Origin of the sequence: Pseudarthrobacter sp. NPDC058119, from assembly GCF_042884655.1 — a bacterium.
GTDB lineage: Bacteria > Actinomycetota > Actinomycetes > Actinomycetales > Micrococcaceae > Arthrobacter.
This window is the reverse complement of sequence record NZ_JBHVTN010000002.1, coordinates 104,682-122,451: the sequence shown is the minus strand read 5'-3', so window position 1 is coordinate 122,451 and position 17,770 is coordinate 104,682. Positions and strand designations below refer to the sequence as shown.

At 65.8% G+C, this 17,770-nt stretch carries 20 protein-coding genes and 1 pseudogene; 11 read left to right on the top strand and 10 right to left on the bottom strand.

The genetic code is table 11. The features are described 5' to 3' along the window. The first annotated feature begins 145 nt into the window (after window positions 1-145). The 3 genes from ACFVTD_RS05565 (at window position 146) to ACFVTD_RS05555 (ending at window position 3,493) form a co-directional block, all read left to right on the top strand. The gene (locus tag ACFVTD_RS05565; RefSeq protein WP_387559304.1) at window positions 146-964 is read left to right on the top strand and encodes an Asp/Glu racemase; all 819 of its coding nucleotides are present in this window, start codon (window positions 146-148) and stop codon (window positions 962-964) included. Between the two features lie 12 nt (window positions 965-976). Further along, entirely contained in the window at window positions 977-2,362 is a 1,386-nt protein-coding gene (locus tag ACFVTD_RS05560) for an SLC13 family permease (RefSeq protein WP_387559301.1), read from the top strand. Between the two features lie 447 nt (window positions 2,363-2,809). Further along, the gene (locus tag ACFVTD_RS05555) at window positions 2,810-3,493 is read left to right on the top strand and encodes a serine hydrolase (protein WP_387559298.1); all 684 of its coding nucleotides are present in this window, start codon (window positions 2,810-2,812) and stop codon (window positions 3,491-3,493) included. Window positions 3,494-3,563: 70 nt separating this feature from the next. Here ACFVTD_RS05555 and ACFVTD_RS05550 read toward each other — a convergent pair whose 3' ends face one another. Next, window positions 3,564-4,184, bottom strand: coding sequence for a flavin reductase family protein (locus ACFVTD_RS05550; protein ID WP_387559295.1), 621 nt, complete (start codon window positions 4,182-4,184; stop codon window positions 3,564-3,566). A gap of 42 nt (window positions 4,185-4,226) precedes the next feature. Here ACFVTD_RS05550 and ACFVTD_RS05545 point away from each other — a divergent pair, with 42 nt between their 5' ends. Further along, complete coding sequence (locus ACFVTD_RS05545) at window positions 4,227-4,973, top strand: haloacid dehalogenase type II (protein WP_387559293.1); 747 nt, start codon at window positions 4,227-4,229, stop codon at window positions 4,971-4,973. A 73-nt stretch (window positions 4,974-5,046) separates the two neighbouring features. On the opposite strand, the gene ACFVTD_RS05540 is transcribed toward ACFVTD_RS05545, so the two are convergent. From ACFVTD_RS05540 to ACFVTD_RS05530, 3 genes are all read right to left on the bottom strand, one after another. Then, a complete protein-coding gene (locus tag ACFVTD_RS05540; protein WP_387559290.1) occupies window positions 5,047-5,547 on the bottom strand; it encodes an SRPBCC family protein in 501 nt (166 codons plus the stop codon). Window positions 5,548-5,584: 37 nt separating this feature from the next. Further along, entirely contained in the window at window positions 5,585-6,322 is a 738-nt protein-coding gene (locus ACFVTD_RS05535; protein ID WP_387559287.1) for a hypothetical protein, read from the bottom strand. A 114-nt stretch (window positions 6,323-6,436) separates the two neighbouring features. Then, a complete protein-coding gene (locus ACFVTD_RS05530; protein WP_387559284.1) occupies window positions 6,437-6,859 on the bottom strand; it encodes a nuclear transport factor 2 family protein in 423 nt (140 codons plus the stop codon). A 521-nt stretch (window positions 6,860-7,380) separates the two neighbouring features. Between ACFVTD_RS05530 and ACFVTD_RS05525 the strand changes: the two genes are divergently transcribed. Then, the gene (locus ACFVTD_RS05525) at window positions 7,381-7,806 is read left to right on the top strand and encodes an HNH endonuclease (protein WP_387559281.1); all 426 of its coding nucleotides are present in this window, start codon (window positions 7,381-7,383) and stop codon (window positions 7,804-7,806) included. Between the two features lie 63 nt (window positions 7,807-7,869). Here ACFVTD_RS05525 and ACFVTD_RS05520 read toward each other — a convergent pair whose 3' ends face one another. Next, the gene (locus tag ACFVTD_RS05520; RefSeq protein WP_387560508.1) at window positions 7,870-9,072 is read right to left on the bottom strand and encodes a beta-propeller fold lactonase family protein; all 1,203 of its coding nucleotides are present in this window, start codon (window positions 9,070-9,072) and stop codon (window positions 7,870-7,872) included. A gap of 346 nt (window positions 9,073-9,418) precedes the next feature. On the opposite strand from ACFVTD_RS05520, the gene ACFVTD_RS05515 reads away from it, so the two are divergent. From ACFVTD_RS05515 to ACFVTD_RS05500, 4 genes are all read left to right on the top strand, one after another. Then, entirely contained in the window at window positions 9,419-9,685 is a 267-nt protein-coding gene (locus ACFVTD_RS05515) for a type II toxin-antitoxin system Phd/YefM family antitoxin (protein WP_387559278.1), read from the top strand. Next, window positions 9,682-10,080 (top strand): type II toxin-antitoxin system VapC family toxin, encoded by a 399-nt coding sequence (locus tag ACFVTD_RS05510; RefSeq protein ID WP_387559275.1) that lies wholly within the window; start codon window positions 9,682-9,684, stop codon window positions 10,078-10,080. The genes ACFVTD_RS05515 and ACFVTD_RS05510 overlap by 4 nt, the downstream gene beginning before the upstream one ends. Before the next feature lie 107 nt (window positions 10,081-10,187). Beyond that, complete coding sequence (locus ACFVTD_RS05505) at window positions 10,188-10,970, top strand: GntR family transcriptional regulator (protein WP_387559272.1); 783 nt, start codon at window positions 10,188-10,190, stop codon at window positions 10,968-10,970. A gap of 75 nt (window positions 10,971-11,045) precedes the next feature. After that, entirely contained in the window at window positions 11,046-11,849 is an 804-nt protein-coding gene (locus tag ACFVTD_RS05500) for an alpha/beta fold hydrolase (protein WP_387559269.1), read from the top strand. 209 nt (window positions 11,850-12,058) lie between these two features. Here ACFVTD_RS05500 and ACFVTD_RS05495 read toward each other — a convergent pair whose 3' ends face one another. The 3 genes from ACFVTD_RS05495 to ACFVTD_RS05485 all read right to left on the bottom strand — a co-directional run bounded on the left by ACFVTD_RS05495 (window position 12,059) and on the right by ACFVTD_RS05485 (window position 14,796). Then, entirely contained in the window at window positions 12,059-12,220 is a 162-nt protein-coding gene (locus tag ACFVTD_RS05495; protein ID WP_387559266.1) for a hypothetical protein, read from the bottom strand. Window positions 12,221-12,325: 105 nt separating this feature from the next. After that, window positions 12,326-13,321 (bottom strand): nucleoside hydrolase, encoded by a 996-nt coding sequence (locus ACFVTD_RS05490; RefSeq protein ID WP_387559263.1) that lies wholly within the window; start codon window positions 13,319-13,321, stop codon window positions 12,326-12,328. A gap of 29 nt (window positions 13,322-13,350) precedes the next feature. After that, on the bottom strand, window positions 13,351-14,796 hold the full coding sequence (locus ACFVTD_RS05485) for an MFS transporter (protein WP_387559260.1): 1,446 nt from the start codon (window positions 14,794-14,796) through the stop codon (window positions 13,351-13,353). 45 nt (window positions 14,797-14,841) lie between these two features. Between ACFVTD_RS05485 and ACFVTD_RS05480 the strand changes: the two are divergent. Then, window positions 14,842-15,706, top strand: a pseudogene (locus ACFVTD_RS05480) (PfkB family carbohydrate kinase). After that, complete coding sequence (locus tag ACFVTD_RS05475) at window positions 15,703-16,095, top strand: GNAT family N-acetyltransferase (protein ID WP_387559257.1); 393 nt, start codon at window positions 15,703-15,705, stop codon at window positions 16,093-16,095. The pseudogene ACFVTD_RS05480 and the gene ACFVTD_RS05475 overlap by 4 nt, the downstream one beginning before the upstream one ends. A 68-nt stretch (window positions 16,096-16,163) precedes the next feature. On the opposite strand, the gene ACFVTD_RS05470 is transcribed toward ACFVTD_RS05475, so the two are convergent. Continuing rightward, window positions 16,164-16,853, bottom strand: coding sequence for a hypothetical protein (locus ACFVTD_RS05470; protein WP_387559254.1), 690 nt, complete (start codon window positions 16,851-16,853; stop codon window positions 16,164-16,166). A gap of 210 nt (window positions 16,854-17,063) precedes the next feature. After that, entirely contained in the window at window positions 17,064-17,624 is a 561-nt protein-coding gene (locus ACFVTD_RS05465; protein ID WP_387559251.1) for a VUT family protein, read from the bottom strand. Window positions 17,625-17,770 lie beyond the last annotated feature (146 nt).

Genomic DNA, 17,770 nt, shown 5'->3' with positions numbered 1-17,770 from the left:
GCCATCAGCCTCCAGCTTAGTGAGCCGGGAGCCGTCCCGGGACGTGATCCATTTGACATCCCGCAGGAGTGACCCACATCATGGGATTAGAACCCACTCTGTGGGTTTACCTACTAAATCCCCAACACAACGACGTGGAGAATCCATGAGCACCCCCGCAATCACGTGTGAAACCGCCCCCGAACCCAAGCGCCCCGGCGCGAGCCGCGTGGGACTGATCCTCCCCAGCTCCAACACCACCATGGAGACCGAACTGCCGGAACTGTTCCGGCGCCAGGCCGAGGCAACCGGCCACAAGTACACCTTCCACTCCGCCCGCGCCGGCATGAAGAAGGTCACCACTGAGGAACTGCTGGCCATGGTGGGCAAGGCAGCCCAGTGCGCCGAAGCTGTCTCCGACGCCGACGTGGACGTCATCGCCTACGCCTGCCTGGTGGCCGTCATGGCCCAGGGCCCCGAAGCCCACGAGGGCTCCGAAAAGGTCATTGCGGACGCCGCTGCCGGCAACGGCCACCCGGCCCCGGTCACCAGCAGCGCAGGCGCCCTGGTCCGCACCCTGCACGAAATCGGTGCCCGGAAGGTCGCCATGATCACCCCCTACATGAAGCCGCTGACCAAGATGGTGGTGGACTACATCGAAGGCTCGGGCATCACCGTGCTGGACGCCATCAGCCTCGAAGTAGCGGACAACCTCGAAGTCGGCTGCCTTGACCCGCAGAACCTCCCCGCGCTTGCCCGCAGCCTGCAGCGCGAAGGTGCTGACGCCGTCGTCCTCTCTGCCTGTGTCCAGATGCCGTCGCTCGCGGCCGTCCAGGCAGTGGAGGACGAACTGGGGCTTCCGGTCATCACGGCGGCCACGGCCACCACCTACGAGATCCTCAAGGCGCTGGGTCACAAGCCGGCCATCACCGGCGCGGGCAGCCTGCTGTCCGGCGCCGGCGTCATCGCCGCAGCGGACGCGTAGGCGGGGGGCACCATGTCGCTCTCACTCATCGCATTCCTGGTGCTGGTGGCGGCCTTCGCGGTCGGCTCCTTCACCAGGATCAACGCCGGACTGCTGGCCACGGTCGCCGCATTCGGCGTGGGCACCCTCCTGGCCGGGATGTCCATCAAGGATGTCATCGGTCAATTCCCCGCCGGACTGTTCTTCATCCTGGTGGGCGCCACCCTGCTCTTCGCCATTGTGCGGATCAACGGCACCATCGACCTGCTGGCGTACTGGGCGGAACGGCTCGCCGGCGACCGGAAGATCCTGGTCCCAGTCCTGATGTTCCTGCTGACCGCAGCCCTGGCTTCGGCCGGCGCCTTCACACCCGCCGCTATCGCCATCGTCGCCCCGGTGGGCCTGGCGCTGGGCACGCGGTTCGGCATCAGCACCCTGGCCATGGGCCTGGTCATCGTCCAGGGCGCGAACGCCGGCGCGTTCTCCCCCGTCAACCCCTTCGGCGTCCTGGCCAACAAGATGCTGGATGGTGCAGGCGCTTCTGGCGATTCCTTCAAGCTCTACGCCTACTGCTTCGCCTTCAACGCCGTCCTGGCCGTGATCGCCTACGTCCTGGTGCAGGCCATCATGAAGCGCCGGGCAGCCAAAGCGGAGTCGCGTCAGGCGGACGGCGGTGACATCGCCGTGAAGGACGACGGCGGCGCTGCCGCCCCCTCAGGCGGCAGTGTTTCAGGTCCCGGCGGCGCCGGAACGGCCGTCCTCACCGCACCGGCAGAAACCTCTGTGGCTGCCGGAACCCGGACCCGCCCGGAGAAGGTGGCAGCAACCCCCATGCGCATCCTCACGCTGGTGGGCATCGCCTCCCTGCTGGTGCTCACCACCGTCCTGGGACTTGATGTGGGAGTAGCCTCGCTGGTCATCGCCGCGGTCCTGATCGTCCTGGACTCCAGCGTGCAGAAGCCGGCGGTGGAAAGCATGCCATGGTCAGCCATCATCCTGGTCACCGGCATCGTCACCTACGTGGGCATGCTGGAGAAGATGGGTGCGCTGAAGGAGCTCCAGGAAGGCATCGCGGGCCTGGGCAACAGTTCCCTCGCTGCGCTGATCGCCAGCTATGTGGTGGCCATCGTTTCGGCCTTCGCCTCCACCACCGGAACACTCGGCGTCATCAGCCCTGTGGTCCATTCGATAGCCATGGATCCGTTGCTCACCCCCGTGGGCGTCATCACGGCCATCGCCATCAGCTCCTCGGTGGTTGACGTGAGCCCCATGTCCACCAGCGGAGCCTTGCTGATGGCCAGCGCGCAGCCCAAGGACGAGCGCATGTTCTTCCGTGCACTGCTGCTCTGGGCCATCGCCATGATCGGCGTGGTGCCGCTTCTGGTCTGGTTCGTGTTCGTCCAGCTCGGCCTCGGCTAAGAGCCCGGCTGACAAGCGAAAGGGACGTCCTCGCCCGGGCGTCCCTTTCCCTTTGCTTTTCCGTACCCCGGGCACTCCCGTAGCCGTCGCAGCCTCATCTGAGTAGCAGAACCAGCCCCCCGCACCTCCCAGTCAAAAAATCGAGTACCAATTTCGCGTGACCGTCTTTGCATGAGGATGAGAAGGTTTCCGTCCGGGTAGGGAATCGGGGACATTCGGGTGAAGACAACAGGCCGCTTACGGCGAAGGCTTTACTGTGTTGCTCTATCCATCGTGATGGCGTTCGTGGCCGGTTGCTCCGCATCCGTCACGTCCGCTCCGCTGACCTCGGAGAGGGTGGCGGCGGTACCACCAGCAACAGCAGAACCGGCAGCGGCTCCGAAGAGCCAGAGCACAAGCGGTCAATCCTCGCCAGCCCCAATAGTTGTCGGATCTCTGCAGGACAGCGTGGACAACATCCTTTGTGAAGCGGGCCAATTCAGGATCGGCCTGGCGCTCGCCAATGTGTCCGGGGGTGCCGAGCGGACATTCGGTGACGAGGGCACTTTTACCGCGGCCAGCACGGCGAAGATCCTGACTGCCGCTGCCTACTACCACCTGGTGGAGAACGGGCAGGCCCGCCTGGACGATTCCGTGGGCGGTTATCACGCCGCGTACCAGCTCAAAGCCATGGTCAATGAGAGCGACAACGAGTCCTGGCTGATGCTGATGGACGCCGTGGGCTACCCGCAGCTGACCGCCTACGCGGCCTCCATCGGGGTGGCCTATGACCCTGAACAGAACCTGCTGACCGCGGCGGACATGGCCCTGATCCTGAAGAAGCTCTACGCTGGGGAGCTCCTGGACAAGGACAACACCGACCAGCTCCTCGGCTACATGCAGGACACCAACAACGAGGACCTCATTCCCGCCGGGTCACGGCCGGGCGTGGACATCCACCACAAGTACGGGGAATTGTCCGGCGAACTGCACGACGCCGCGCTCCTGAGCTACCGAGGGTCCACGTTTGCGCTGGTGATCTATACGGAGAACCCCGAGGGCGCGGCCGATGACGCCCAGGCGGAGGTGATCCGGGACCTGACCCGGGCGGTGGAGGACGCGTTGTTCCCGGTAGGGATGGCAAGCAAGTAGCAAACACCACACCACACCGGCAGGCGCCACGCGCTCCGGCGGCCCCTGGCCGGCATCCACCAGACCTGCCCTAGTCCTTGGGACGGAAATGGCCCGGCCAGTCCTTCAGCCGGATGCGGGTGAGGTCCTGGATTTCGCCGAGGGTGCCCCATTCATCCAGCCCCAGGCGGGCCAGGGGCTCCAGCAGGTCGATCCGCGGGTGGCTGCCATCGAGTACTTCTTCGCTCACGGCGGCGTGGGTGACTTCGCCGAAAACCAGGGTGGAGTCCCCTATCGGCAGCACGGAGTGGAGGCGGCATTCGAGCACCGCCGGTGATTCCTTGACCCGGGGCGCGGCCACGGTGAGGCTCGGCTCCCGGGTGAGTCCGGCGGCGTCGAACTCGCTGACCTGCGGCGGGAAGTTGGTGCCGGTGGCGTTGACCTCTTCCAAGAGTGCGGCCGGGGCCAGGTTGACCACGAATTCGCCGGACGCGGTGATGTTCCTGAGCGAATCCTTCTCCCCCACCGACGTGAACTGCACGATGGGTGGATTGGTCGAGGCTACGGTGAAGAAGGAGTGCGGGGCGACGTTGTCGATGCCCTCCGGGGAAACGCTCGACACCCACGCGATGGGCCGGGGCACCACCACGGCGGTGAGCAGCCGGTAAAAATCACGGGCGGACGTCGCTGAAGGACTGAAATCAGTTCGCATGCTGCCAGACTAACCATGCGGCAGCCAGGAAGGAGAAAGCATATGGGGTTTGAGCCCTACCGTTCACCATCAACAGGGCGCCCGGTGCGCGCCGTCCTCTTCGACACCTTCGGGACCGTGGTGGACTGGCGCACCGGTGTGGCAAGGGAGGTGGCAACTTTCGCCGCGGCACATGGGGCCGCCCTGGACGCGCATGCCTTCGCCGACCGCTGGCGGGCCCTCTACCAGCCGGCCATGGACGCCATCCGTTCCGGGCAGCGCAGTTTCACGAAGCTGGATACGCTCCACCGTGAAAACCTTGACCGGGCGCTGCGCCATTGCGGCATCGAACCGGCACTGGTGCCCGGGGAAACCCTGGAAGAGCTGAACAAATCCTGGCACCGGCTGCCGCCCTGGCCGGACAGCGTGGACGGCCTGGCAACCATCTGCCGCCACTACATCGTGGGTCCGCTGTCCAACGGCAACACCTCACTGTTGCTGGACATGGCCAGGAACGCCGGCCTGCCGTGGCATGTGATCATCGGCTCGGACATGACGGGCACCTACAAGCCGTTGCCCGAGGCCTACCTCCGGACGGCGGGGTTCCTGGACCTCGAGCCCGGAGAGGTCATGCTCGCCGCGGCGCATAACAATGACCTGCGGGCGGCGCGCGAAGCCGGGCTGGCCACGGCATTCATCGCCCGCCCCACCGAGCACGGCCCCGGCCAGGTGGCGGACCTGGCTCCGGAGAGCGACTGGGACCTTGTTGCGTCCAGCATTCCTGAACTGGCCCGAATGCTCGGTAGCTGAAAAGCCTCGCCTCGGGCAAAACGCGCTGCTGCGGCAGCAGAAAAGCATCGGGTGCCTCGGTGCCGGTGCAGTCCTAGGACCCGGCTTCCTGATGTGCTGCGATGGACTCGCCGATCTGCTTGATCGCGGCGAGCGTTGCCGGGATGCCGTGAAGCGCCTGCTGGGTGCGGTCGGCGATCTGGGCGGGGGCGTCGTCACCGAACTTCTCCTCGAACATGGCGATTCCACCCGGAAGGAATTCCCAGGACTCGGTCAGCGTGGTCCCGTCATCAGCGGGTGCCATGGTGAAGCTCCAGCGGACGAACTTGCCGCCCACCACCCACGCGAACTCGCGGCCGCGTTGGGCGGCCACCACCTGTGACCGGGTCTCCCAGGTCCGGTGGGGCAGTTCGTTGCGCCCCGTGAACCAGGCCCCGACCTGCCCGGCACTGTTCTCGTCGTCCCACCAGCATGCTTTACAAATAGGGCTCCACTCGCCGGTTCGGGTGACGTCGGAGACCAGATCGTAGACCGTCTCGGCCGGTGCCTGGACCGTCACGGACTCCTGGTGTGTGCGGACGCTGCTCTGGTTCATGGATCCATCCTTGCTGGGAGTCACTTCTTACTGAAGATCACTTCTTCTGCCGCCGGCTGCCGCCGTGCCAGTCCTCCTGCCGGCCGGCCGTGCCGGCGGTAACTCCGAAGGCAGGCAGCTGCGGCTGCTCACGCAGGCTTCGCTTGAGCTCGGCGAACCCAGGGAAACCTGCCAGCCCCACCACGTGGTCCCACAGCTCGGCGGCCGACTCTTCGTCCGGCAGCCGGCTGATCACCGGCCCGAAGAAAGCCACCCCGGTGGGCGGCTCAAAATGGATGATGGGCGTGCCAACATCCTTACCCGTCAGGCCCAGCGCCTCGTCAGTCTCCTGCCGGATTTCCCGGTCCCAGGACTCGTCATCCAGGGCTTCCGCCAGCTGCAGGGGCAAGCCGGCTTCGGCGAGGATCGGCTCCACAAACCCGTGCGTCCCGCGCCGCTCACGCACCGCGAGCTCGGTGGGCGCGTTGTCCGTGTCCGGGGCGGCTTCGAAGATGTGGGTCCCGAATGCCTCATACAGCCGCTCAATCGACTCGCGGCCGTGCTCTGCTCGGGCCTTCGCCGCCACGCGCAGCAGCCGGAGCCCGGCCGTGTGTCCGGCCTCGTACTCGGGCGGGAAATGGGCGTCGTAGTCCACCGCGGCGTTAATCTGGCGCAAGGAGATGAACCGCCAGTCCACGGTGTATCCGCGCTGCGCCTGCACCACGCGCACCCACTTGCTGGTCATCCAGGCAAAGGGGCAGACCGGGTCGAAGTAAAAGTTGATGTCGGCATCCACCTATCCACCCTTGCACCCGTCAGTGACCTGCGTCTAATCACCGGCAGGTCGGCTCGAGCCACCCTGCTGCGCTTCCGCCGTCGCAGCAGGTGGACTGAATCAGCGGTCCGTCCGTCAGGGCCCTTCAACGCGGTCCGGCCGCAATCCGGACAGCCTCTGAACGGCCTCGTCGATGCCTACGGCTTCCCGTTCGACGTCCTCCAAATAGAGCCTGCCGGCGGTGATTTGACCGTTGCTGATCTCAAAGAGCGTCACTCCGCGGACCTGGAAGTCCTGGCCGTCAACGCGGTGTCCCGACCAGGACCACTCGCTCCACGTGGTGTCGCCGTCATCCACGGATCGGATCAGGTCAGCTCGGAAATCGGGAATGCCGGCAAGCATCGCCTGCCAGTTGGCGTGCATTTGTGCGCGTCCCACAAAGGCCCTGCCGGGGTGGGCTGGCTGTTCGCTGCGGTAGTGCTCGTGGATAAGCGCTGCCGCCGCTTCGAGGTCGTGGCCGTTCAGTGCTGCCGCCAGCTTGTCTACAACGTCACTCATCAGCCATCCTTCCGCTTCCAGGAGTCGGGGGCAGTGCGCGGGCCGCATCATTGGGACTTAAGTCTCTGCCGCCCGGGACCGGCGCGCAACGGCGGCACGCACCACGGGTGAGCCGATCCCTGTGTCATCAACGGCGTCGTGACATCGTGGACCGCCAGTCCGTGGCCAACGGTCTTGGGAGAAGAAGCGGCCATGTCCCTGCTCACCGGGACTCCCGGTTGGCTTAGCCCGGCCAATCGTTCGGCCATGAAGCTCAGCAAAAACTGAGCTAAACCTGGGACGTCGGCGTGCACGCCGCTTATAGGATTTCCTAGGCATTCCGAACCTGGAACGCCCGGCAAATAAAAATGGGGGAATCAATGCCGGAACTCGGCCGCATCTACTGGACCCGGCAGGGCCTTCGTTGAGCGTACTCGGCGGTGCTGATTTGGCTCGCTGCCTCGGTGATAACGGCTCTCATGGCAAAGGGAACACCGGTTTCCGGATCCGGGCCATCCGTCGCCGCTGAAGTCTTGCGAGGCATGATCGACCGCGTCGTCTCCTCAGCCGCGCTCCCCCTTGTGTTCGCGGCCGTGCTGGGCATCGCCGCGGCCGTCATCACTACCCGGGACCTGCGGCGTCGGGACCCGGTCCGGCGTTTCACCCGCCAGCAGCGCCGGGAAGGGATGGCCCGCGCCGGCGGCCGGTGCGAGTTGGAAGCCGGTTTCGGGCGCCGCTGTGGCCGCCCGGCCGAACACGGCGACCACTTCTATCCGTGGTCCAAGGGTGGCTCCACCAGCCTTCAGAACTTCGTGGCTGCGTGCGCCGGGTGCAACCGCGCCAAGCATGCCCGGATTCCGTCTCCCAGCCAGCAGCGCCGGATGGAAGGACGACGGCGGGAATACCTGCCGCCGTCGTCCTACTTCAGCGTGGGCGAACGGCAGCCCCTTCCTTCAGGGCGCCGGTAGTTTCGCCGGTTCGCGCAGCGTCCCGGTTTCCCCTCGGCGCCCAGGACGAATTCCGCGAGTCGTTCAGCGGATCTTCGCCTTGGTCACGGTGACCGTGATGCGGTCCGTGACGGCGTCGGGGCTGACCCCATTGCTGGCGGCCACTTTGAACGTGAACTTTCCGGCCTTGGACGGGGTTCCGGACAGGACTCCCGTGGCGGCGTCCAGCCTAAGGCCTGCCGGCAAGGTACCGGAGGAAACATGGAAGGTCGGCGCCGGGGAACCGGTAGCGGCAAACCTGTAGTTATAGACGGCCCGCATGTTCGCCTTGGTGGGCGGCGTGGCGGCGGTGAACGCCAGCGGTGCCCCCAAGGAGATGACGGACACAGAGTTGGAAAGGGTATTGACGACGTAGACAGAAGACCCGTCCGGGGCGGCCGCGATACCGGTCGGGTGCGAACCGGCCGTGACCGTGGAGGTCACAGCGCTCGAGGCCACATCAATAACCGACACCGTGCCGGCACCCGAGTTGGTGACGTAGGCTGCGGACCCGCCCGGGGCCACCGCAACACCGTCCGGGGCATGCCCGACCGGGATGGTGGAGGTGACTGCACCGGATGCCACATCGATCACCGACACTGAGTCGCCCTCATTGTTGGTGGTGTAGGCCTTCGATCCATCCGGGGTGAAGGCGACGTCTGTCGGAGACGACCCGACAGGGATCGTTGAAGTCATGGCCCCCGCAGCAACATCGATGACTGTCACCATGTCGGAATCCTGCCCGTTGGTGACGTAGGCCGTGGACCCGTCCGGTGAAAATGCAACGGCGTTCGGCAGCGGCCCAACCGGGATCGTGGAGGCCACCATTCCCGAGGCCACCTCGATGACGGACACCGTGCCGGAACCGCTGCCGCCGCTGGTGACGTAGGCCGTCACCCCGTCCGGGGCAAACGCAACGGCCATCGGAGCCGCGCCGATCGCGATCGTGGAGGACACCGCTCCCGTCGCGACATCGATTACGGACACCTCGACCGAATCGCCACTGGTGACATAGGCCCTTGAGCCGTCCGGGGCAACCGCCACATCAAGGGGAGACGCCTCAACCGGGATCGCGGAAGTCACCGTGCCCGAGGCGACATCGATGACCGACACCGTGTTGGACTCCCAGTTGGTGACGTAGGCCTTCGACCCGTCCGGGGTGAACGCAACATCCCTGGGGCTGGGACCGGCAGGGATCGTCGACGTCACCGTGGCTGCGGCCGTTGCAGGGACATTACCCACCAGCATGAGGGTCGCCAGGACCGCGCCGATGATGGCTGCACGGCGCCCGCGAAGGCGTGCACCAGACGAAGGCCGTGGGCTAGTTTCGAGCAGCAGCATCACGTTTCCCCCTGTTTGGTGACTGAGTTCTGTTGCGCTGACACGCAGTAAGTGAATGGTAAGAGCCGCTCATCGATCGATGAACGAATCAGCCGGCAACTCCGGTAGGGGCGGGACGAGGTTTAGGGGATGTAGGGGGCGCCCTCCTGCTCGGCGGAGTCATAGCCAGCCTGGAGCTAGTCGGTGCAGAGACTGACCGGACGGCAAAGACTCCTGACACAGCCGGGTGCTACGCTTGCTACGGAGGTCCCAAATGACAACGATTCCCCACCGCGAGCTGCGTAATCAAAGCAGCAGGATCCTGGAGCGGGTGAAGAACGGCGAGATCATCGACGTGACCAATAACGGCGAGGTAGCAGCGACTCTTATCCCGCCTGCGGCGTCCCCGTTCGAGCGGCTGCTGATGTCTGGCAGCGTGCGGCAAGCAACGCCGAATCCCGTTGATTTCCAGCTTCTTCCCCGGGTGCCCTCCAACGCCGGCACGGCAGACATTCTTTCCGATCTCCGCGGCGACCGGTGATTGTCTACGTCGACACCTCGGCTGCCCTGAAACTGGTGGTCGAGGAACGTGAATCGCGGTCGACAGCTGAGTTTCTTTCCACCGCCGGGCAGCGAGGAGACCGGCTGGTCGCCTCCATGCTCCTGCATACGGAACTGCATTGTGCAGCCAACCGCCGAGGGCTCCCCGCAGACCTGGTCAACGCCGTGTTGGCGGGGATCAACCTCGTGGACATGGTCCGCTCCGACCTAACCTACGCAGCGGCGTTGCCCGGTGGACTGCGGAGCGCAGATGCCATTCACCTGGCCGCCGCGATCCGCGTTGAAGCCGACTTGCTGGTGGCATTCGATCACGAACTCCTCAGGGCGGCGACCCAGGCAGGCCTGCAGACGCTCTCCCCGGGGAACACCTCATAAGGGGCGCCCCGCGCCAGCCACACCAACCAGTCCAACTTGTCCAACAAACAGGTGCAACGTGTTCTAGGCTGGAATCCCCGGACCAACCACAAAGAGCGAGGCAAAACGTGCACCAGGACGCCGCCCGGTTCCTGTCCCAGCCGGTGGCCGCCCAGCCCGGCTCACCGCTGCGCGTCGCGGTCTACTCACGCATCGCCGAGGCCATCCGCAACGGACTCCTCACGCCCGGCTCCATGATCCCCACGGAAACCGAACTCGGCACCGACATGAAGGTCAGCCGCACCGTGGTCCGGGAAGCGCTCATGCTCCGCGAGGAGGACGGGCTGATCAGGGCGCGGCGCGGCGTCGGACGCTTCGTCTCGGACACGCTCCCCCGCATCGGCATCGAACGCATCCGCCCGTTCGAGGAAGTCCTCGCCGGCCCCGGCCAGACCCTCGAGGTCAAACGCACCCAAACCATCCGCCAGGCCGCGTCGGAATTCGTCGCCCCCGGCATCGGCGTCGAGCCCGGCACCGAATGCTGGCTCTGGGAATCCGTCCTCATCCTCGACGGCGAGGCCATCGCCCACCTGCAGGAAAACGTCACCGCCCAGCCCGTCAGCTTCGGCAAGGGTGCCGCCGCGCCACTTGAGATACAGCACGACGGCGGCAGCACCTTGCTTGCCACGCTCAACAACCAGCTGGGCCGGCTGGCGGGTCCGGGCGAGTGCCAGATCAGCCTCAGCCAGGTGGGCCCCAGCCGCGCGAAGCTGCTGGACCTGCGTCCGACGGACCCGGTCCTCGTGCTCACCCAGTATGTCCGGCACGGCAACCGGCCCTTCTACCTGGCCAAGTGCCTCATCGCCGCCCGGGCCGGGCACCTCTCGGTGATGCAGCAGTTCCAGTCCTGACGGCGCCCGCCCAGGGGCCGAGGAACCCCAAAATGCCCAGCAGCTTCCCCGCCCGGACCGGCGTATGGTTCTTGCATGGAACCGATTCGGGTCATCCTGCTTCCTGGTTCAGTGCTCCCCGCGGAGCTTGCCTATAGGCGCCTGATTGAGGCGCTCGGCCCGGGCGTGCATGCCGTTGCCAAGGAGCTGGAGCTGTACAGGGGCGATGACGTGCCCCCGGGGTGGAGCCTGGACACCGAGGTGGACGGAGTCCTGAGGGAAGCCGACGCGCTGGGCTGGGAGACCTTCCACCTCTTGGGCTATTCCGGCGGCGGGGCCGCGGCCCTGGCTTTGGCTGCCAAACACCCGGAACGCCTGCAGAGCCTGGCCCTGCTGGAGCCGGCATGGGCAGGGAACTGGGATTGGAGCCCCGCTTACGCGGAGCATTGGAAGAAGTTCGGTGAGCTGGACGCCCTCCCGCCGGAGCAGTACATGCCGGGGTTCATGAGGCTGCAGGTCAGGCCCGACGTCGTCCTGCCGCCGCCGGAGGCGGGTCCCCCGCCGCCGTGGATGGCCAAGCGGCCGGCCGGAATCAAGGCCTTCATGCAGACCTTCAAGGACTACGATCTGGATAGGGCCCGGCTTGCCGCCTTCAGCAAGCCGGTGTTCTTCGCCCTCGGCGGCCTTAGCCATCCGGATGATTTTGGCGAGGTGGCGGCCCGGCTGGCACGGGTCTTTTTTCCCGACTTCCACTTGGAGGTCTTCCCCGCGCGCCACCACTTCGACCCGCCGCACCGGACGGAGCCCGGGCGGCTGGCGGAGGCACTGTTGCGGCACTGGGCCGACGCCGAGGGGCGGCCGGACGGGCAGCCGTTAGCGTCCGGCTCCCAGAGCCTGTAGACCCGGCGCCCGTAAGCTTCACCGTATTTGCCGCTGCTGGGTCAGTGTGCGGCGCCCGGGGGCGGGACCTGCCGCACGCCCCTGGTGTGCGCTCTCCTCCGCAGCATGATCCTTGCGGTCACGGCTGCGATGAGGCCGGCGAGGGTTACCAGTTGCACTTCGTCGAAGGACAGGCCGTCGATGTTCGGCTGGAGCTCCTCCCCCGTCGCTCAGCCGAACCAGAATTCGCTGACCAGGATGCCCGCGACGAAGTACCCGGCCGCCGCATAGAGCCACAGCCAGCGTGACACCCGCCTGCCCACGATCAGGTGGGCCACCAGGCCGAACGCCACTGATATGGCCGCGAGCAGTCCCAGTCCGGCGATTCCCAAGTCCCAACGATCCACGGCCCGCCACCTCCCTGCTTCCCGTGGTCCTCCCGCCAGTCTCGCGAAGCCTGGTCCGGAAGGGTAGAGGCCATGGTCCCGCGGTCCGGATCAGGCGAGTGAACCTAGTTCGGCGAGTCCCGCCGTCGTGCGTTCAAAGAAGGTCAGCAGTGTCTCCACCAGGTGCGGGGCGAAGTCCTCTTCCAGCGAGAGCACCACCCGGCAGCGCGCGCCGGACACCGGAGTGTACTCCGCGTACAGCCCGCGCATGTCGCACACGGTCTGCCCGCGGCCGGGCCCGTCGGAGGTGTCGACGGCGGCCCGCACCATGGGTGCCAAAGCAGGCGTAACGGCACCCACAGCGAGCGCCGCCGCCAGCGGGTCGTGCATGGCGGAGCAGGGCCGGCCGTAGATGCCCTCGTAGAACCGGAAATAATAGCCCAGCATCCTCCCCAGCGCCCGCGGCACCGCCCCGGGAGAAGAAAGCAGCACCTGCCGGTGCGGCTCCTCCAGAACAGACGCCATGGTCACGTCCAGCGGCACCAGGGTCACGTCCCAGTCGGCGGCCAGCACCAGGGCGGCGGCCTCGGGGTCGTGCCAGATGTTCGCCTCAGCCACGGGCGTGATGTTCCCCGGCGCCAGCGCGGCCCCGCCCATCACGGTCACCGACTCCACCAGGGACGGCAGCGCCGGCTCCAGCCGCAAGGCCTCGGCAATATTGGTCAGCGGCCCGATCGCCACCACCCGCAACTCCCCCGGACACTCCCGCGCCAGCCGCACTAGCATCTCCGCCGCGGACTCGCCCGCCAGCGAAGCACCGGACGCCGGCAGCTCAACCTCGCCCACCCCGTTGGATCCGTGCACCCACGGCGACCCGCCGCCAAAGGAACCAGCCAGCGGATCGTGGGCGCCCACGGCCACGGGCACGGAAGCAGCCCCGGCCAACGAAAGCAGGTCAAGGGTATTCCGGGCACCGACCGCGGCACTCACGTTCCCGCTCACCGTCCCGATACCCACCACGGAAGCACGAGGCGAGGCGAGCAGGTAGGCCAGGGCGAGGGCGTCGTCGATGCCGGTGTCGCAATCCAGGTAAACGGGGGCAGTCACAATAGGTTCCTTCGCAACAGATAGAGGGGTTAGACCGTCTCGCCCTTGGGGGCGGCGACGAAGAGGCTGACGATGAACGCGGCGGCGGTGATGCCCACCGAGATCCAGAGGGCGGTGGCGTACCTGGCGGCGGTGGCCTGCGCGGCGAACGGCGCCACGAGCACGACGCCGAGGCTTGTCCCGATCCCGAACGACGCACCGTTGATGCCGGGCAGCGCAGCCGGGGCCTCCTTCGGTGACAAAAGCACCGAGAGCCCGTTGATGGCGGTCAGGAAGAAGCCGTTATAGAAGATGCCCAGGCAAGCAATGGCGATAAACACTGCCACCGGACTGGAAGAAAACGCAGCGGCCACCATGGCACACACCAGGCTCAGCGAGGTCCCCAGCCGCAACGTACGCACCCACCCGCGCCGGTCCGCCAGCCATCCCGCCAAAGGTGCGGCGAAGACGCCAATCAGCGCGGCCGGGGTGAGGAACAGCAAAGCCGAGATAGAGGCGGAAAGCCCGAAGCCGCCGTCGGAATCCTGGCTCAGCAGCACCACGGTGAAGTTGATGACCGCGAAGATGCCGGCCAGCGTGAGGACGGTGGTGGCGATGACCGGCCACACCTGCCGGGAGCGCAGGTGGTGCACGGCGATGAGCGAGTGGCTGCGGCGCTTCTCGATGACCCAGAATCCCGCAAAGGACACTACGGTGCCGGCCAGCAGGGCCAGGGCGGTGGGCGACGTCCAACCGGCGGCCGAACCGTCGGACACGAAGTACGTCAGGAACACCAGGAACAGCGAGAGGGAGCCGGCGCCCCACCAGTCCATGGCGCCGCGCACCCCAACAGGCCGTCCGGCGGGCACCAGGCGGAAAATGCAGAGAGCGGCGACGGCGGTGAGGACAAGGACGACGATGAAGATGGACCGGAAACCGAGGGTCTCGGCCATGAGCCCGCCCACATAGCCGTCCACGCCGCCGATCCCGCCGTTGATGGCGGCGATGATGCCCACGGAGGTGCCGAAGACCCTGGCCTGCAGGTTCTCGCTGAGCACGATGTAGGCGAGCGCGAACACGGCGCTGGAGACGCCCTGCAGGAACCGGCCAGTGACCAGCAGCGGCAGGGTGGGCGCGGCGATGCAGAGGATGGCGCCGGCGCCCATGATGCCCAGGACCAGCAGCAGCGCGGCGCGGCGGCCGATGAAGTCGCTCCACCGGCCGACCACGGGCCCGGCGATGGCGCCGGCCAGGAAGAACATGGACTGGACGGGGGCGGCGCTGTCCGCGCTTTCGCCGAAGCTCCCGGCGATCTGCGGCAGCGCGGGGGTGACCATGCTGGCGTTCAGCTGGAAGGACAGCACGCCCAGCAGCAGGGTGGAGATCAGCAGGGCGGCGCCTCGGCCGGAGAGCCTGGTGGCGTCGTCGTCGGGGATGACGGCGGCGGCGCCTCCTTGCGCGGGAGGCGCGGCTGCGGCGGGGGCCGGGGTGTTCACATCAAACTCCATTGTTCGAGCAGAAGGCATCGAATTTTGGCTCCCATGAACACAACACGTCCTGCCGTCACCGTGGTCGGCAGCATCAACCTGGACCTGATCGCCACCGCCGAACGGCTTCCGACCGCGGGCGAAACCATCGGCGGCGCCGTCCTGTCCGAGCAGCCCGGCGGCAAGGGCGCCAACCAGGCCGCGGCGGCCGCGCGCCAGGGCGGCAGTGCCCGGATGGTCGGTGCCGTGGGCCAGGACGCGACCGGGCAGCGGATGCTTAATACTTTGGCTGCTGCCGGCGTGGACACGTCCGATGTGGCCGTCCCGCCCGAGCCGACCGGCACGGCGCTGATCGTGGTGGACCGTGACGGTGAGAACCAGATCGTGGTGCGGCCGGGCGCCAACGCGCACCTGTCGCTGGACGGGGTGGAGTTCGGCCCGGAGGAGACGGTGCTGTGCCAGCTGGAGGTCGGCCTGGACGTGGTGCTGGAGGCGGCCCGGAAGGCGCAGGGTTTCTTTGTGCTGAACGCGGCGCCGGCCATGGATCTGCCGGCGGAGCTGCTGGAGCGGTGCGACCTGGTGATCGTCAACGAGGCGAGTACGCGCTGATCCCTGCCCTGGCGGAGGCGAAGCTGGTGGCGGTGACGTATGGCAAGGACGGCTCGGCAATGTTCGAGCACGGCCGGAAGGTGGCCGAGGCGCCTTCTGTTGCGGTGACCGTGGCGAATACCGTGGGTGCGGCGATGCGTTCTGCGCGGCCCTGGTCCTGGCTCTGCGGAGCGGACTGGACTACTCGCGGGCCCTTGCTGTGGCGAATGCTGTGGGTGCAGATGCCGTGGGCGGTCCGTCGTCCCAGCCAGATTTGGCACAGTTGCGCCACTACATGGAGCGGACCACCACCGCGGGCGCTTCCTCGTGACTGTCACTCTGCCGTTGACTGTCACCTTCCGGCGGGCGGTGCCGGCGGACTTCCCGGAGGTCCGGCGCATCACCCGCGACGCCTACCTCCGGGCCGGTCACTTCGCGGCCGACCACCCGTACACGGGTGTGCTGGAGGACGTGGAGCACCGCGCCGAGCATGCGGAGGTGTGGGTGGCCGAGGCCGCCGGGAAGGTGGTGACGGCGGTGACGCTGACGTTCGCCGGCCAGCCCTACAGCGAGATCGCCCGGGACGGGGAGCTGGAGTTCCGGATGCTGGCCGTTGACCCTGCCCACCAGGGCGGCGGGGTGGGCCCGGCGGTGGTGCGGGAGATCATGGAACACGCCCGGCAACCGCACGGCATCATAGCGATCGGCATCACCGGCTAGACTATTCCCTCTTCACCAGATCTCTCCTTGATGCCAAATGTCCAAGCGCATGGGATGCGGGGGCGCCATCACCGATGCGAAGGCGAACTGTTACTGGCTACCACCCACTCGGGGTCACTTCGTGCCATTTCCCCAACTCGGATCATGGCACAGACGATGGAGGCCGGGACCGGATCAGCACCCGTCTCGTCTGCAGCGTCGCTCAACAAAGCATCAGCGACCCGAGGAGTACATTCCAGTCCAAGGCGGTTGTCAGTAACAGAATAAGCAAAAGCATTTCGTTTCACGGTTGGCCGTACCCGGATCGTGTACTCTCCGAACTCATTTTCCAAAGTCAGTTCCGTCTTCGAGCCGTTCAGAAGGCGGAACTCCCTGAAGGCGGTCGAACCTGATGTCCCAAGGGAAGTGGAGTGTTTCCATGCTCTCAAATAGGCCGACTGACCACGAATCTGGTTGAATGCACGTCGTACTTGTCCGGCCTCAATATCATCGCCGCGCGTGTCGACGACGACTGCTTGGAAAGCAAGTGGCGTTGTATCGCCTTCTAGTAGTCCGAACTCTGCGGTCGTCCTGGTGAGAGCAAACCAGTACGCAGGCTTTGATCCAGCGTCAACCTCACCTTGCAATGTCGTACCTGCGTAGACATTCACGTTCTTTAGAACGCCGACAACCCCCGCATCCTCCAAGGTCCCGATCGCCCAGTCATAGAAACGCTGCTCTTTGTTGTTCAAAAACGTTTCGACGAACTCAAGCGTCATGCGATGTGGCGCTTCAGTCTTATGGGGCCCACAGATTTCAATGCCCGTGGATTGCGGAGAAGGGGGCATATAAATACCCGCTATGGCGCTGCCCACATACGGAGCGCTCACATTCAAGTTCATTGAATGAGAGTAAGGGGCAGTCCCTCAGTATTTTGCAACTTTGATTTAAATTTCGCCTAACTTGAGCATAGGTGTAGAAGACTGAAGTTAAGCCACCGCGCGAACTCTCCGCGACAATCGGAAGGAGGCAACTGCAGTCACGGCAAGTGCTGTCAGTAGCAACTTTCCCACCATTTGACCTGCGAGGGCGTTTTGAAGGGGAAATCCAGCAATAGTCAAAAAGATAGCTGTGTCGACGAATGCCCCCACAGAGTTTGAAGCGAGAGACGCTCGGATGTATCCACGTTTCCTAAGCGGAGTGTAAACAAGTAGGTCGGCTACTTCAGAGGCCAGAAAGGCGACCGCAGAGGCAAGGGCTATGAACGGGTCTGCCAAGACGAAGGACAAAATTGCGCCGGCAGCAATGACTGCGAAAGCCCATCTCTTGCCGGCGGCGTCTTGCACTGCGTCTCGAAGGATGAAAGTGACGCCAGCGAAGTAAGTACCGGCCGTGGCCATGAGGCCAAAGCCCACAGGAACCACACCGTAACGAGATGTAACAAGATTCGCGGCCAAGATGCAGGCTAGTAAGGCAACCGCCGCGGCGACACCAACTGTTGCCTTTCGTGTAGCGGCACTCTTGGTGGCGCTAACTGTGCTCTCGGTCAAGGCTCGCTCCTATATCTTGAACGCTGTCGCGCCCACCCGTAGACCTTACAGGCAGGCACGGACATGCCCAGGAAAAGAAAGTATGGGGTCTCCGCCAGCACCTTGAGTAAGCGGCACCGTTCTCGAAGCACAGCAGCACGGTGTCG

Excerpts from the sequence above, each read along its gene's own strand:
- ACFVTD_RS05500 (WP_387559269.1), top strand. The coding sequence starts at position 11,046 with ATGGAACCGATTCGGGTCATCCTGCTTCCTGGTTCAGTGCTCCCCGCG.
- ACFVTD_RS05565 (WP_387559304.1), top strand. The coding sequence starts at position 146 with ATGAGCACCCCCGCAATCACGTGTGAAACCGCCCCCGAACCCAAGCGC.
- ACFVTD_RS05515 (WP_387559278.1), top strand. The coding sequence starts at position 9,419 with ATGACAACGATTCCCCACCGCGAGCTGCGTAATCAAAGCAGCAGGATC.
- ACFVTD_RS05540 (WP_387559290.1), bottom strand. The coding sequence starts at position 5,547 with ATGAACCAGAGCAGCGTCCGCACACACCAGGAGTCCGTGACGGTCCAG.
- ACFVTD_RS05520 (WP_387560508.1), bottom strand. The coding sequence starts at position 9,072 with ATGCTGGTGGGTAATGTCCCTGCAACGGCCGCAGCCACGGTGACGTCG.
- ACFVTD_RS05560 (WP_387559301.1), top strand. The coding sequence starts at position 977 with ATGTCGCTCTCACTCATCGCATTCCTGGTGCTGGTGGCGGCCTTCGCG.
- ACFVTD_RS05525 (WP_387559281.1), top strand. The coding sequence starts at position 7,381 with ATGATCGACCGCGTCGTCTCCTCAGCCGCGCTCCCCCTTGTGTTCGCG.
- ACFVTD_RS05545 (WP_387559293.1), top strand. The coding sequence starts at position 4,227 with ATGGGGTTTGAGCCCTACCGTTCACCATCAACAGGGCGCCCGGTGCGC.
- ACFVTD_RS05530 (WP_387559284.1), bottom strand. The coding sequence starts at position 6,859 with ATGAGTGACGTTGTAGACAAGCTGGCGGCAGCACTGAACGGCCACGAC.
- ACFVTD_RS05470 (WP_387559254.1), bottom strand. The coding sequence starts at position 16,853 with ATGACGCTTGAGTTCGTCGAAACGTTTTTGAACAACAAAGAGCAGCGT.
- ACFVTD_RS05550 (WP_387559295.1), bottom strand. The coding sequence starts at position 4,184 with ATGCGAACTGATTTCAGTCCTTCAGCGACGTCCGCCCGTGATTTTTAC.